The following is a 15,387-nucleotide window of genomic DNA, read 5'->3' on the forward strand; positions in this document are numbered from 1 at the left end:
TTGACTGATGGTGGTGCGGTCGTGTGTTAATGAATGCCTGGAATTCTATTTACCTGCACTTATAAAAATAGAGATATAAGCATGAAAAAACTACTTGCTATGTTCTTCTGCCTGAGCGTGGTGGTTAGCGCCCCACTGGCGATGGCTGAAGATGCTAAAACGACAGAGAAGACAACGGATGTGGTACTGATCGGCGGGGGCATTATGAGCTCTACGCTGGGCGTGTATTTACAGGAGCTGCAACCAGACTGGTCTATCGATATGGTTGAGCGTATGGATAACGTGGCGGAAGAGAGCTCTAACGGCTGGAATAATGCCGGTACGGGTCACTCGGCCTTCATGGAACTCAACTACACGCCGGATAATCCAGACGGCCCAATCAATATCAGCAAAGCGCTGGAAATTACTGAGGCCTTTGAAGTCTCGCGCCAGTTTTGGTCCTATCAGGTGAAAAACGGCGTGCTGAATAATCCGCACTCTTTCATCAATAGCGTGCCGCACATCAGCTTTGTCTGGGGCGACGAGAACACTGCCTTCCTGAAACACCGCTATGATGCGATGCAGCACAGCACGCTGTACCGTGGCATGGAGTTCTCTGACGATCCTAATACGATCAAAGAGTGGGCGCCGCTGGTGATGGAAGGTCGCGATCCGGCTCAGAAGATTGCGGCGACTCGCATGCCTATCGGTACTGACGTGAATTACGGTGAAATCACACGTCAGCTGGTTGGTGCGATGAAAACCAAATCCAACTTTGCGCTGCACCTGAATTCAGAAGTGCGTGATATCAAACGTAACGCGGACAACACCTGGAGCGTGACTTACGCCGATCTGAAAAACGGCGAGAAAGAGAGCGTGATTAAGGCGAAGTTCGTCTTTATCGGTGCGGGCGGCGCGGCACTGCCGCTGCTACAGAAAACCGGTATTCCTGAGGCCGATCTGTACGGTGGCTTCCCGGTTGGTGGTGAGTTCCTGGTGACAGAAAATCCGGAAATCGTGAAGCGCCACATGGCAAAAGTTTACGGTAAAGCTTCCGTGGGCGCGCCGCCGATGTCTGTTCCTCATCTGGACACGCGTATTTTTGATGGTAAGCCAGTCCTGCTGTTCGGGCCGTTTGCTACCTTCTCCAGCAAGTTCCTGAAAAACGGCTCGCTGTGGGATCTGATTGGTTCCGTGACCTTCTCCAACGTGATGCCGATGACGCACGTGGGTCTGGATAATTTCGATCTGGTGAAGTATCTGGTCGGTCAGGTCATGATGGATGACGACGATCGTTTCGCCTTTCTGCAGGAATACTTCCCTAACGCGAAGAAAGAAGACTGGAGACTGGCGATTGCTGGCCAGCGCGTTCAGGTTATCAAGAAAGATGATGAGAAAGGCGGCGTACTGAAGCTGGGGACGGAAATCGTCAGCTCTCAGGATGGCTCGATTGCTGCGCTGCTGGGTGCCTCTCCGGGGGCCTCTACCGCTGCGCCGATTATGCTGAGCCTGCTGGAAAAGGTGTTTAAAGATAAAGTTGCGACGCCAGAATGGCAGGGCAAACTGAAAGAGATCGTTCCATCTTATGGTCAGAAGCTGGACGGGAATATTGAAATGACCAATAAAATCCGCAGCTATACCAGCAGCACGCTGGGTCTGGATTATATTGAGGTTAAACCGGAGTAATCGGTATTAGCCAGAAAGCACGATATAAGGCCGCGAAAGCGGCCTTTTTTTGTATCTGTGTCGCGTAAATACAGGCAATAAAAAAGCAGGTAAGTCGCCTTACCTGCTTATCACGTTCTACGCGGTAGAAATAAGAGCGTTTGTTCTTATTTAGAACGCGTAGTTAAAGTTCACGCCGTACAGCCAGGCTTTACCTTTGGAGCTGAAGTTGTAGCGTGGAGAACCTGCTCTATCAGAGAGTGGTTCGCTGATATCGACTTGTTTGCCGTGCATATAGGACACGCCGACATCAACAGACGCGTCTTTATTAAACGCATAGGTGGTACCTGCGCTCAACCAGAAACGGTCCTGATCTGGGATGGAGATAGAACGTTTGTCGGCCGGGACTGGGCTGTCATCAAACGCGATACCGCCGCGGAACGTCCAGTTATCATCATGATAGTAGGTGGTGCCGAGTGCGATACGGTAAGCATCACGGAAGCTTTCATCTTTATGGAACAACGTGTTGCCATTGCTGCCTGTTGCTTTCAGTTCCTGGAACTGGCTCCAGCTGGTATAGGTCAGGCTGTAGTGCACCGCCCATTTCGGCGCGACGCGGTGGTAGGCAGAGGCTTCCCACATTTCTGGCAGGTTCAGCGTCAGCTTACCAGGAATCTTCGCACCACCAGTACCGTTCAATGCTGTTGCTGCTGTTGGGAGGTTGTTGCTGTAATCACCGTTAAAGTCGATATCGACTTTGGAACGATAAGTCAGGCCGAAGCGATTGTTTTCATCGACTTCATACAGGATACCGGCGTTCCAGCCGTAACCCCACTCTTTACCTTCCAGACGAGCCATCTCAGAAGACGGGCCAGCAACGACCCCCTGTACTCCGCCAGCCGCAGGAGGAATATTCGCCAGTTCACCTGCTCGACGGACAATTTTTGCATCGGCATAAACGGCGTTAACCCCTAAACCAAAGCTGAAATGTTGGTTCAGACGGTAGGCGGCGCTCAGGTTCAGGTTTGATGTCAACAGATCGGTCTGTCCACCAATGGAACCCGCGGCATAGTTATCATTGAATTCCGTCGCCAGACCATAGTTAGTGGTGGCAGAAGCGCCAACCGCCCACTGGTCATTCAGCGGCATGATGAAATGCAGATTCGGCACCCAGGCATGTGGTGCGATGTTTTTAGCGCTGGTGTTTTGCCCAGTCAGGGAGTTTTTCCCCTGAACATCAATATCCGGGTTGATATAGGTGATACCACCGGAGAAGGACGGGCGGTCAAACATGGTCATGGTTGCCGGGTTACGGCTACCGGAGGTCGCATTATCGGCTACGGCACCTTCACCAGAAAACGCACGTCCCAGACCCGATGACGAGTATTCATTTAGCTGGAAACCAGCTGCTGACACATTTGCTGAGAACAGTGCCACTGCAACAGCAAGTGTGGATTGTTTGAACAGGTTTTTCTGGCTCATGACCAAAACCTCTTTATATGCTTGTTATTTAACGTTGTTACACGGGGTAACAAGGGACGCGCATTGTAGGGGGCGCACTCAGCCTGACAAATCAGACCAGTTACCAAAGTATAAGTTGGGAATACGATAATGTTGCTTCGGTGTATTAAAAATATTTCCAAAATGATGCAAAACTTAGATCTGCTTAACGTTTTGGTTAATTTGTGTGAAGAAGTATTACTCGGTTTTTACTGCCGTATAACACATTAATGTGATTGATATCACTAAAATTACTGGCTGGCATGAAGTGCTGGTACTGATTTGGGATGAGGGAGTAAAATATAAGGAAGATACAAATATTTGAACTGGATCATAATCTCCCGCGTCTTAAGAGGAAAGTAGCATGACGAACGTAATCAACAAATGCAGTGCTGAAGAAACCGCAGCCTGCTGCTGTGTCGATGTCGGCACAATCATGGATAACACCGATTGCACAGCGTCTTACAGCAAGATTTTCGGCGATCGTTCTGACGCGGAAGCGGCGCTGGTCGCTCTGACGGCAAAAGCGCGTGCAGTAGAGTCTGATCCCTGCGACATCGTCAGCACGTTGGAAGACGTGGACGGTGGCGTTAAGCTGGATATCGATTTTACGTTCAGCTGCCAGGCTGAAACGATGATTTTCCAGCTCGGCCTGCGTTAATTTTTGTTGCGGCAGGAGCTCTCTGTGGCTCCTGTTCGCCACTTCTTCCTCCTGACGTATTACCTCACTTCTTCTTTACCTCTATTTTTGTAGTTTCTTCATCTTTGCTCGCTGCTACCCGCATGTTCTTCACACTTTTGCGTTGCGTGACTTTGCGTAATGTAACCATCTGGTTAACAATGAAATCAGGTCTGACCTGTTGTGCGCGTACTTTATTTTTGGTTAACGGAAGTATTTTCGGTTAACAGGAGCGTTTATGAGTGAGGTATTACCTCTGATAACCCGTCGTGGCGATCGCATTGCGTTCGTGAGCGGATTACGCACCCCATTTGCCCGGCAGGCAACGGCCTATCATGGCGTACCCGCCCTCGAATTAGGGAAGCTCGTCACCAGCGAATTATTGGTTCGCACCGGCATCGATCCTGAGTTGATCGAGCTATTGGTGTTTGGACAGGTGGTCCAAATGCCTGAAGCGCCGAATATTGCCAGAGAGATCGTGCTAGGCACCGGAATGAGTGTACATACCGATGCCTACAGCGTGTCGCGCGCCTGCGCGACCAGTTTTCAGGCGGTTGCCAACGTGGCAGAAAGTATTATGGCGGGGACGGTGGAAGTCGGTATTGCCGGTGGCGCGGATTCCTCTTCCGTACTGCCTATTGGTGTCAGCAAAGCGCTGGCCAGAACGTTGGTGGATATGAACAAAGCCAGAACGCTGGGCCAGAAGTTGAAACTGTTAAGCGGTCTGCGCCCGAAAGACCTGCTGCCGGTTGCACCCGCTGTGGCGGAATATTCCACCGGATTGCGCATGGGCGATACCGCGGAGCAGATGGCAAAAACCTATGGTATCACGCGTGAAGAGCAGGATGAGCTGGCACACCGTTCGCACAGGCTGGCGGCACAGGCCTGGGAATCTGGCGTGCTACGCGATGAAGTGATGACGGCTTACGTTCCTCCTTATGAGAAGGCGCTGAGTGAAGATAACAATGTGCGCCATGATTCCGCGCTGGAGCAGTATTCCCGTTTACGCCCGGCGTTTGACCGTCGGCACGGTTCGGTCACGGCAGCCAACAGTACGCCGCTGACGGATGGTGCGGCGGCCGTGTTGATGATGAGTGAATCCAAGGCCAAAAGTCTGGGGCTTACGCCGCTAGGTTACCTGCGCAGCTATGCGTTCAGCGCCATCGGCGTGCAGCGTGATATGTTGCTGGGGCCGGCCTATGCCTCTCCGCTCGCGTTGGCAAGGGCTGGCGTGGCGTTGGCTGATTTGACGCTCATTGATATGCACGAAGCCTTTGCTGCCCAGACGCTGGCTAACCTCAAACTGTTTGCCAGCGATGAGTTTGCCCGCAATCAACTGGGTAGAAACGCCGCGCTGGGTGAGGTGGATCGAGCTAAGTTCAATGTGCTGGGGGGCTCAATCGCCTATGGACACCCCTTTGCGGCCACCGGGGCGAGGATGATTACCCAAACGCTGAATGAACTGCGCCGTCGCGGCGGCGGGCTGGGATTAACCACCGCTTGCGCGGCTGGCGGGCTGGGTGCGGCAATGGTACTGGAGGTGACGCCATGAACGATCAACAGCCTTTCTCTACAGTAACAGAAAGCCCCTCTGCCTTTTCCCTCACTATTCGGCCAGACAATATCGGTGTGATCGGCATTGATGTGCCCGGTGAGAAGGTGAACACGCTAAAAAGTGAATTTGCGCAGCAGATTCTTTCGGTCTTCGAGCAGGCGCGACAGCATGCGACGCTCAGGGGGCTGATTTTGATTTCTGCTAAACCTGACTCGTTTATCGCCGGTGCCGATATCACCATGTTGAACCAGTGCAGCAGCGCTGAACAGGCAGAAAATTTGGCGAAGCAAGGGCAGGAAACGTTCGATCAGATTGCTGCGCTGCCGTTTCCCGTGGTGGCTGCGATCCACGGTGCCTGTCTGGGCGGTGGGCTGGAGCTGGCATTAGCCTGCGACTATCGCGTTTGCTCGCTGGATGAAAAGACGGTACTGGGGCTACCAGAAGTGCAGCTTGGGCTCCTTCCCGGTTCGGGCGGAACGCAGCGCTTGCCACGGCTGATTGGCCTGGATAGCGCACTGGATCTCATTCTGACCGGTCGCCATCTCCGTGCGAATCAGGCGCTACGTCAGGGGCTGGTGGATGAAGCCGTCCCGCACGATATCCTGCTGGAGACCGCAGTAGAGATCCTCAAAAAAGGAAAGCGCAAAGCCGAGCCGCTGGGCTGGCGTTCGCGTCTGCTGAGCAGTCCGGGCATTCGCCATGTGCTTTTCAAGATGGTGAAGCGCAAAACCCGTGCGAAAACACACGGCAACTATCCGGCCACAGAAAAGATTATTCAGGTCGTGCGCTGGGGAGTGGAAAAGGGCCGTGAAGAAGGATACCGCCAGGAGGCACGTGCGTTCGGCAAGTTGGTCATGACGCCGGAATCTGCCGCGCTGCGCCACCTGTTCTTTGCTTCCAACGCGTTAAAGAAAACCATCGGTGCGGCCTCTGACGCCAAGCCGATTCACCACGTCGGCATTCTTGGCGGCGGGTTGATGGGGGGAGGGATCGCCAGTGTGACGGCGACGCGCGGGCAGTTGCCGGTGCGCATTAAAGATATCAATGAGCAGGGCATCAACCATGCGTTGAAATACAACTGGCAACTGCTGACCAAGCGCGTCCAGCGTAAACGGATGAAGCCGACGGAGCGTCAGCGGTTGATGACGTTGATTTCCGGCAGTACGGACTATCGTGGGTTTGAACATGCGGATATCGTCATTGAGGCCGTCTTTGAAGATCTGGCGCTGAAGCGGCAAATGGTGTCAGAGATTGAAGATCACGCCGCGCCGCATACGATATTCGCGTCAAACACCTCATCGCTGCCAATCCACCAGATTGCGGAGGGCGCGCGTCGTCCGCAGCAGGTTGTTGGCCTGCACTATTTTAGTCCGGTGGACAAAATGCCGCTGGTTGAGGTGATTCCTCACGCTCACACCAGCGCAGAGACGGTTGCAACGACGGTTGCCCTGGCGAGAAAGCAGGGGAAAACCGCGATCGTCGTAGGGGACAGCGCCGGTTTTTATGTGAACCGCATATTGGCGCCTTATATCAACGAAGCGGCTTACTGCCTGTTGGAAGGGGAGCCGATTGAATCGATTGATTATGCGCTGGTGCGTTTTGGTTTCCCCGTCGGCCCGCTTGCGCTGCTTGATGAAGTGGGCATCGATGTTGCGACCAAAATTGTGCCGGTATTACGTGAAGAGCTAGGCGAACGCTTCACCTCCCCGCCCGCGTTTGATGCGATCCTGAAAGACGGGCGCAAAGGGCGTAAGAATGGGAAAGGGTTCTATCGATACAATAAAACGCGTCGTTTCTGGCACTCGGGGAGAGAGGTCGATAGCTCGATTTATCCGCTGCTGGATGTGACAGCAAAGGCCCATATCGACCCTGCGCTCATCAGCCAGCGCGCCGTAATGATGATGCTGAATGAAGCGGCACGTTGTCTGGATGAAGGCGTGATCCAATGTGCACGCGATGGTGATATCGGTGCGGTATTTGGTATTGGTTTCCCACCTTTCCTCGGCGGGCCATTCCACTACATGGATCGTCTGGGGGTCGAAACGGTTGTGAAAACGCTGCTGGTGCTACAACAGCAGTATGGCGATCGGTTCGCGCCCTGTGAGCGTTTGCTCGCGATGCGGGAAGGTCGGCTGACGTTTTATCCGCCAACCGGTGAGGACGATAGCGCTAGTTAATCGTGACGTTGATCGTGACGGTGTCTTTATACTCCCCTTCCGGCTTGCTGGCCTGACTGGCGTTAATGCGGGCGGTGTACGGGATACTCTGCGTAATCCCCGTACCCGTCCCACTGTAATCGCTGGTTTCAGTCCAGGCGATATTCCCGGTGCGGTAGAGTTGATATTGCAGGTAGTAGGGGGTGCCGCCGACGGTGGCTGTCATCCTGCGCCAGTTGGCATCGTCGGGATGCGTACTGACGAGCTTGACGGTGTACGCGCCCAGCAGCGTACAGCTAACCCCGAGGCTATTGCTGACTGCCGCGAAATCGGCGGGAAACGCCGCCGTGCCAAAGCTGATATTTGGCGCGCTGGTGATCTGGCAATCATTGGTGATGTTCATGGTAATGTTGAGGGTTGAGGTCGTTGATCCCTCCTCGTAAACGCAGACCGTCACACCTAATACCGTTGCCCCTAGTGAGCAAAGCCGATAGTCCCATTTGATCGTCACCGTATCCGTATAGGTGCCGGCGGATATGTTGTTGCCGATACTGGTACGGATATAGATCGGTATGGAGCCGTCCGATGAGTTGAACAGGCCTAATATCCCCAGGAAGGTGGTTTGGCTCCAGGTGTAGGTTGAACCGATGTTATAGAGCGTACCGCAGCCAGAATCCATACACAGGTTGTAAGGAACATAGTCTGTGCTCGTTCCTCTGCGCATCCGCATGGTGGTGCCGCTGGGGTTACTGTCACTCTGTATTGTGGCGGTGATGGTATTGGTGCTGTTTAGGCTCAACAAACTCCCTGTGCAGCGAAACCCACTCCCCGATACCATGATCTGTGGCGTACCGTTAACGCCGACAACGGAAGAACCATAAGGCCCCAACGTCGTGTTGCTGGGGGGCGTGGTACAGGCGGCGTAGCCAAAAGGGGCGTAATACAGCGCCATCAGCAGGAAAGCCAGACGCAGCCAGCGGGCGGATCGCCGATTGGCGGGGAAGACGTGCTGGATTTTCGGTATCGTGGTCAGCATCATTTTATCCTTTTGGGTCAGTCGTCTGGCAGATGAGTGGGCCGATGGTCGCCATCATGCTCTGTGATTCCGGCAGTGAGAATTCCACCCGGCAAAGCCGTCCGTCTTCTTGTTTAAAACGTAAGCGATTAGTGGTGCCCAGATTGGCGAAGTAGGCCAGACCATCGTAGCCGCTAATGGTGGTGTCGCCGCTGATTTCGTCAGTTATCCAGGTGCCGATGGTGAGCGGGTTACCCTCCGTATTGCGCAACCTGATATTGGCGGAGCGCACGACATGAATGGGGAATGTCACGATGGTGCCGCTGCCTTCTTTGACCGACACGCGGGATTCTACCTGTGGTGTGGTGACGTTGGCTGGCAACTGTAATGTATCGATTTCCACTTTCGCGGGGTAATTGGACACGACCCACGGTACGAGTAAATGGCCGTGTTTGTTGGTTTTCCCCACCAGTTGGTTTTCATATTTTACTGGAACATCGGGGTATCCTTCGGTATCGACCACAATAAAGGCGTCGTTGATGCGGTTGCTGGGGAAAAGCCCCCCGTTCATGTAGATCAGCGAGCCGCTCAGTTCTCCCCACTGCGTGGTATTGCCTTCGTTGCCATAGGTGCCGCCGGCAAGCATGGCATAAGGGCCACGCCAGTTCAGTGAGCCTTGGTGATAAGGGGTTCTGCCTGCGCCATACGCGGCGTTCCAGCCTAATCCGCCTTCTGTCGGTGCGGTGCGGTTCACCCCTACACGCGGTGAATAATCACCATTGCTGTCGCGCTGAACGCCGGCATTGATGCTGCCATTTCTACCAAAAGGCATCACGAACTGGAGCTGGGCGCTGTAGCCGTTTTCTCCCAGTGCCTTGTTAAAGGCGAGGTAAATGGAGCTGCCTTGCCAGACCTGACGGCTGAAAGAGAGATTCAGCAGACGGGTTCGGGTTGAATCGTATGCGCGGATATCGAAATAACCCACGCCGAATGAGCCATTGCCTTCACCAAACAGCTGGCTGCTGAGCGTCGCCTGATAGCTTTCCCGACTGAGACGGCCTTCCGTGAGCACGGCGGTTAAATCGCGGTACTTTTCACTGCGTTTAGCGTGTTGAACACTTAAGCCAAATGCAGAGCTGTAGTAAGAATAGCCCGTGGTGTATTGGTGTCCGGTGGCTTCCTTTTCGCTCTGACTGTAGGAGGAACTCAGCGTGCCCCAGCGGCCGACGGTAAAATCCACCCCTGCACCGAGCAGATACAGATCCTGTATAGCTTCGCCATGTGCCGATACCGTCAGTTTATTGGTCAATCCGTAGCGATAGATGCCGCTGACAGCAGGGTCGTCAGTGTAGGAATTATTCTGTACGCCGTAGTCCTGACGCAGAACGCCAACGGACAGATCGAAATCACTCAATCCCTCTCTCAGCAAAGCGTTGGAGACGTAAAAGGGAATTGTGGTGGAAATTTGTCGCCCCTGCGCGTCCGTGGTAATGACGGTCGCTTCCCCCGCGCCGTTCAGATAAGGCGTATTGGTGAGGGTGAACGGGCCTGCGTTCAGGCTGGTGCTGTTGGCTTTATAACCGTTGATGAACAGATCAAGTGTACTGGGTACGGCGGCTGTACCCGTGTATTGCAGCATCGGATAGGTCACGATATCCGGGCGAAGGCCGAAATTGCGGGCGACACGCAGGCCGCCCATACGCACCGAGTTGCTCCAGGTCAGGGAGTTGCTAATCAGGTCGCCAACCTGATAGGTGATCATGCGTTCGTTATCGTTATAGCGCCAATAGGTATCAAAGCGCTGATAGCCATCTTGTTGAGAAGCGCTGTTGCCTGAGGTGAAATAGTAGATCCCCGTATTGGATAAGGTCCCGTAGGGGCTGAAAAAGCGCTGTTCCATCCAACTGCTGAGCGAATCCGAACTGCCGCGGGGCGAAGTGTAATAAAGGTTGTAGTTGAATAGCAGGCCGGGGCTACTGCGGGCGGGGAAACGTGCCAGATCCTGCCCCCCACCTTCAACGGATTGCTCGGGTAGCCAGTGCATAGGCACGGTTAGCTTTAGCTGCTGTATGGCCTGATCGTAATCGACGGAGACCTCTGGCAGGGCGCTGATATTAACCAGCCCCACGCTTTGCTCCGACAGGCGAATGTGATTCTGACGCAGTGTTGCTGCATCCACATAATAGCTCCCGGCACGATACGTGACAGGGACCACCATGTTATCGCTCTGTCCATTAACGGAAAGCGTTAAATAATAAACGGATTCGCTGAGCGAGGGCATGGCGCTGGGGGGCGCAGGAAGATCGGTATACTCTTCCGCGAGACTTGTCGCAGAATAAAACAGCGCAAACGGAGTGGACATGAGCAGGAGAAAGGCACCTGTTTTACGCTTCATATGCCAGACCTCACCATGGCCGCACGGCCACTCGACCCGCCTCTGTCATCAACCGAACCATCATTCGCGTTTAATCAGTATGGGATCGGTGATATCGATCAGATCGGTGAAGAGCTGCATCGTTGCGCTCGGTGTGGATATGCCCGCCGGCAATGGCCAGCGCATCTCTTGTCCCGGTAGCACATAGCCTAAAAAGCCGTCGGTTACCTTTATCTTGCTTCCTTTCCCGCTCTGGTCGGCTGACCAATAGACGTTACTCAGCCGGGCATGTACCACGCCACGGTTGCGGACATAGAGGTAGTTTTTCCCCCCAACCGCACTGATTCGCCAACTGAGCACGGGTAGCGTAGGTTCGGCGTTGGCGCGTCGTTTTTCCGGGCGACTATGCGTCCAGACGCCTTCACCATCGAGGAACAGAGGCAGCAGATAGCGCATCTGGAATTGTAACCCCATCTTCGGTGCATCTTGTTGATAGGGAACGGAAATTTCATCAATAATAATGCGGTAAGCCTGTTCGGTATTAGCGGGAGCCGAGTTGACGCGAATCAGGCGTACCATATTGCGCTTACCTGGCTCCAGCGTCATAAACGGCGGTGTCGCAATCACGTTATTTTGTTCTGCATAACGATCCTGAAAGTCCATTTGCTTCCAGGACATGATGCGGATTTGCAAACCGACGGGCGCATTGCCTTTGTTTTCCAGCCACAGCGCTGAGCTGTTCTCATCGGCTTCAATGACCTGATAGATCGGCCAAACGAGGATAGAATTGGCGGCAAAGCACGATGAGCCGAGTCCGCTTAGTAAAAATATCATTGCCCGAACAAGAAACGTCATTTTCCTCTTCATCCTGTGTTCACCCTGTTTTGTTTTTAATAAGTCAGGCTGACGGTCACGTTATCGGTATAAACCCCTGCTGGAGGCAGAGGGGTGCCGCCAAAATAACGGGCGTAAACGGTGTAGGTCTGGGTTGTAGCGGGAAAGGAGACAATACTGAGCGCCAGACTTCCCGTTCCCCATACCTGCGTGCGCGCAGCATCGCGGTAAAGCTGGTAGGCCAGCAGGCGCGTTCCCGCTGCATTTTTCAGAAAACGTTGTGTACTACTGCCGCCATTGGCGCCGTAGCCCAGTTCAATGATGGCGCTCGTGCCTGGTGTACAGGTGGCAACAATCGAGCCGCCGCCGCTGGTGCTGGCGATATCCACGTTGGTTGCCGTGGCGCTGCGCGTTCCGAAGTCAAGCGTGCCCATATTGGGCTGGCTATTTGCCGTGCTGGTGCCAAAAACACAGCCTCTTTGTATCGTTGCCGTGACATCGAATGTGCTGTTAACGGTAAGCGCCATCGCCACCGTGGGGATGATGGAACCGGACAGCAGAAGTGACAAAACCAATGCCGATAGAAAGCGCATCGCAATACCCGTGTTTACTTAGCCTGAATGGCGACACGGGGCACACCCAACGTCAGGGCGCGGGCAGTAAGCACGATGTGGCGTATAAGGTGTGGTGACATAACGGCTCCTTTTCTTGCGGATCAATGACCCTAAAGGCCGACATGTGGGCATGTCGGCCTGTAAATCTTCACCATACGATAGTGGCAGCGACGGTATCGGTATAAGAACCCGCAGAGGGGGACAAAACCGTTTGGTCTGATGGTAGAATTCGTGCATAGACCGGAACTAATTGTGGGTTGCCTGTTGCGGCAATGGCAATACCCGTTGTCCCTGTGGCCGTAAGCTCGGCGCTACGGTTGCTGTCGCTATATAAACGGTAAGGAACGTTATACGCTCCTGTCCCAGGGGCGAGTCTGCGTAGTGCTCCACTGTCGTTCAGCCCCGCGCCGATGTTCAGTGTGGCAGGGGTGCCAACAGAGCATGTGACAGTAATTCCATTGCCCCCAGCGCTAGTCACTTGGCTATCAATGTTTGCCGTTAAATCGGAGTGGGAGCCAAAACTGATCGTACCCCATGTACCGCTTTGACCAGCAGCGCCGTTGTTAATGGTACAGGCGGAGGTAATCGTGAGTGATACGGGGATCTGACCACTGATTGTCACGCTGTTGGCGGTGGGAGATAGGCCGAATGTGGTGAATAGTGTCGCCAGAATAGGTAATGTTATTCGCTTAGAATTCATAACGATTCCTTTATATGTCTCTCACTTATTTTCATCGAAAGTGTCTTCACGAAAGTGCAGTGCTCTCCGTGAAAACTGCTCGTCACGAGTAACTATTACGAAAAAAAATCATAACGAGTCGTTTTAATCAGTACGGGTATTTATATGGCATGGTTTCGGCTACTCGGGAAATGCAGAAGAGATATTTCCTTTCCTGATTACCTAACCGACTGACACAAAAATGTCGCACCGCTGAAATATATATCGCTACTACTTTCAGTACCTTCCGTATGGTGAAAATAAATCTATAAAGAAACGTATTGCTAATATTCTCTTCCATGGTGTGAATAATGGCGGGCATATAAAATAACAGAGAGGTTCTTCGGGCTTTATCCTGAATTGCGCATTCGTCCATAAATAGAAGATCAATCTATTTTTATTATATGGCGTTATATTCTGTGTAATGACCTTGTTTATATAAAACGAATAGTAAAAAACGCTATTTAAGATAAAGATAGAAGTAGAGTGGTTGTTTAACAATATCGCGAAATTGATATGTGTTAAAAAAGTTTAAATAATCGAAATTTATGATTTTATCAGTTTTTTGTGCTGATTTTTTGTTATTTTTTGATTTTTATATCATATTTTTGATTTTATTGTAATCAATTATAATGACCTTTATAAAATTATGGTTATCTGTTGCGGATGTGGGAGGTTATATCAAATTTCTTTAAATGTTTTATTTATCAGTTGATTACTTCGAAGAGGAAAGAGTGGATCGCACCTTCTGGCGTTGTCGATTCATAACAATTATTGACTCTTTGGTGACGGATCGGCTAAAAACGCGTCATTGGGGTGGTTAATTTTACAACCGTATTCGGTCGTGTTTTCGGCTGATTCCGGTCTGTTGTCTGTGGGAGGAAGCGGTGAGGATGACGTTTTCTACCAAAACCTGATCTCAGGCGAGTTTACATAGCGAGAAACTCAGGTAACCTACAGCAAACCTTATATGGCTTACGTTGCGGGCATGCCCGAATTGCAGGAAAGCCAATCCTCATACCGGCAGGTTTATGAGGATATACCATATATTTCATTAACATAGCGGTGTAATATGCAAGTGTTGATAATGCGTCATGGTGATGCGGTACTTGATGCAGCGAGTGATGCCGTTCGGCCATTGAGCGACGGTGGTCGTGATGAGTCTCGCCAGATGGCGTGTTGGCTGAACGAGCAAAATATCGATATTGAGCGCGTTTTGGTGAGCCCTTATTTACGCGCCCAGCAAACGCTCGACGTGGTGAAGAACGTGCTGCCGCTGCCGGAAGAAGCGGATTGCTTGAATGAACTGACGCCCGGCGGTGATGCCCAGCTTGTTGGTTATTATCTGCAAACGCTGGCGAGAGAAGGCGTAGGGGCGGTTCTGGTGGTTTCGCATTTGCCGCTGGTGGGCTATCTGGTTGCCGAATTATGCCGAAATGAAACGGCTCCGATGTTCGCCACGTCCGCTGTCGCCTGTGTGCAGGTGGAAGCGGAATCCGGCAATGGCGTGCTGCACTGGCAAGTCAGTCCGGCACAGCTGGCCGCAAAGCCCTAATACGACGAATCCCGAACGCCTGAATTCATTCGGTATAAGGTGTGTAACGAGTTTACACGCCTTGTCCTTCGTTGACGAAGGACGGGGCTACTCAAGCGAAGGTGCCTCCAGCGCTACCAACACCAGCAGCGCGGCATTTCCACCAAACTCTTTCGGTGCCTGATGAAAAGCCAGCACGTCAGGGTGCTGCGCCAGCCAGAGCGGCGTTTGCTGTTTCAGTATATGTTTGCCGTGCCCGTGCATCACGCAGGCGCAGTAAACGTGCTCCCGCCGACAGGCTGCCAGCAGTGCACCTAGCTCCTGTTTCGCCTGAAGCTGCGTCAGGCCGTGCAGATCCAAAAACAGTTCCGGCGAATAATCTCCCCGGCGGAGTTTTTTCAATTCATAGTGGCTGGCTCCGGGGCGGACGTAGCGCGTCGGGCCTTCAGCGTCCAACTGGGGCTGAAATTCATCCGAAAAATAAAAACTGGCATCAACCTGCTCCTGCAATACCCGCTTGGCGGGCAATTCGCCTGATTTTCTGCGCAGCGGTTTGTGGGTATAGGTATCCTGACGCAACTTTTTTGTGCCAGTGATTGACGTGCGAAAAAGCTGCAATTCGTCGTCATTCAGCGAATATTTATTACTCATATTTCATTCATCTTGCGTCAACATTCGATCAGTTTACCTTGTCTCCTCGCTGTCGCTAAATAAAAGTCTGTATCGGGGCACGTTCAGTCGGTTATATCTGCTGATTTGTCGCG

General features: G+C 52.6%; 13 protein-coding genes. 6 read left to right on the forward strand and 7 right to left on the reverse strand.

Translation table 11 applies throughout. The features are described 5' to 3' along the window. Positions 1–81: 81 nt before the first annotated feature. Complete coding sequence (mqo, locus tag WCT94_RS04370; protein ID WP_336868159.1) at positions 82–1,665, forward strand: malate dehydrogenase (quinone); 1,584 nt, start codon at positions 82–84, stop codon at positions 1,663–1,665. A 150-nt stretch (positions 1,666–1,815) separates the two neighbouring features. Here mqo and fadL read toward each other — a convergent pair whose 3' ends face one another. After that, on the reverse strand, positions 1,816–3,126 hold the full coding sequence (gene fadL, locus WCT94_RS04375) for a long-chain fatty acid transporter FadL (RefSeq protein ID WP_336868161.1): 1,311 nt from the start codon (positions 3,124–3,126) through the stop codon (positions 1,816–1,818). A gap of 382 nt (positions 3,127–3,508) precedes the next feature. Between fadL and WCT94_RS04380 the strand changes: the two genes are divergently transcribed. The 3 genes from WCT94_RS04380 (at position 3,509) to fadJ (ending at position 7,555) form a co-directional block, all read left to right on the forward strand. Next, positions 3,509–3,805 (forward strand): YfcZ/YiiS family protein, encoded by a 297-nt coding sequence (locus tag WCT94_RS04380; RefSeq protein WP_336868162.1) that lies wholly within the window; start codon positions 3,509–3,511, stop codon positions 3,803–3,805. 256 nt (positions 3,806–4,061) lie between these two features. Then, positions 4,062–5,375 (forward strand): acetyl-CoA C-acyltransferase FadI, encoded by a 1,314-nt coding sequence (fadI, locus tag WCT94_RS04385; protein ID WP_319848339.1) that lies wholly within the window; start codon positions 4,062–4,064, stop codon positions 5,373–5,375. Continuing rightward, positions 5,372–7,555: a fatty acid oxidation complex subunit alpha FadJ gene (gene fadJ, locus WCT94_RS04390; RefSeq protein WP_336868163.1), complete on the forward strand. Its 2,184-nt coding sequence runs from the start codon at positions 5,372–5,374 to the stop codon at positions 7,553–7,555. The genes fadI and fadJ overlap by 4 nt, the downstream gene beginning before the upstream one ends. On the opposite strand, the gene WCT94_RS04395 is transcribed toward fadJ, so the two are convergent. Genes WCT94_RS04395 through WCT94_RS04410 form a run of 4 tightly spaced genes read right to left on the reverse strand, consistent with a single transcriptional unit; the run spans position 7,548 to position 12,350 of the window. Next, entirely contained in the window at positions 7,548–8,570 is a 1,023-nt protein-coding gene (locus tag WCT94_RS04395; protein ID WP_336868165.1) for a Csu type fimbrial protein, read from the reverse strand. The genes fadJ and WCT94_RS04395 overlap by 8 nt on opposite strands. Positions 8,571–8,574: 4 nt before the next feature. Continuing rightward, positions 8,575–10,944: a fimbria/pilus outer membrane usher protein gene (locus WCT94_RS04400; protein ID WP_336868167.1), complete on the reverse strand. Its 2,370-nt coding sequence runs from the start codon at positions 10,942–10,944 to the stop codon at positions 8,575–8,577. Between the two features lie 60 nt (positions 10,945–11,004). Further along, positions 11,005–11,778, reverse strand: a complete 774-nt coding sequence (locus tag WCT94_RS04405) for a fimbrial biogenesis chaperone (RefSeq protein ID WP_336868169.1) — start codon at positions 11,776–11,778, stop codon at positions 11,005–11,007. A gap of 35 nt (positions 11,779–11,813) precedes the next feature. Next, on the reverse strand, positions 11,814–12,350 hold the full coding sequence (locus WCT94_RS04410) for a Csu type fimbrial protein (RefSeq protein ID WP_336868171.1): 537 nt from the start codon (positions 12,348–12,350) through the stop codon (positions 11,814–11,816). On the opposite strand from WCT94_RS04410, the gene WCT94_RS04415 reads away from it, so the two are divergent. Beyond that, entirely contained in the window at positions 12,320–12,448 is a 129-nt protein-coding gene (locus tag WCT94_RS04415; protein ID WP_336868488.1) for a hypothetical protein, read from the forward strand. The genes WCT94_RS04410 and WCT94_RS04415 overlap by 31 nt on opposite strands. 71 nt (positions 12,449–12,519) lie before the next feature. Here the strand turns inward: WCT94_RS04415 and WCT94_RS04420 are convergent, their stop codons facing one another. Then, positions 12,520–13,071 carry a Csu type fimbrial protein gene (locus tag WCT94_RS04420; RefSeq protein WP_336868173.1) on the reverse strand — a complete coding sequence of 184 codons (552 nt, stop codon included), beginning with the start codon at positions 13,069–13,071 and terminating at the stop codon, positions 12,520–12,522. 1,090 nt (positions 13,072–14,161) lie between these two features. Between WCT94_RS04420 and sixA the strand changes: the two genes are divergently transcribed. Further along, positions 14,162–14,644, forward strand: coding sequence for a phosphohistidine phosphatase SixA (gene sixA / locus WCT94_RS04425; protein WP_336868174.1), 483 nt, complete (start codon positions 14,162–14,164; stop codon positions 14,642–14,644). An 87-nt stretch (positions 14,645–14,731) separates the two neighbouring features. On the opposite strand, the gene smrB is transcribed toward sixA, so the two are convergent. Continuing rightward, positions 14,732–15,274: an endonuclease SmrB gene (smrB, locus tag WCT94_RS04430; RefSeq protein ID WP_319848331.1), complete on the reverse strand. Its 543-nt coding sequence runs from the start codon at positions 15,272–15,274 to the stop codon at positions 14,732–14,734. Positions 15,275–15,387: the final 113 nt, after the last annotated feature.

It is taken from the genome of Pectobacterium sp. 1950-15 (assembly GCF_037136835.1).
Lineage (GTDB): Bacteria > Pseudomonadota > Gammaproteobacteria > Enterobacterales > Enterobacteriaceae > Pectobacterium.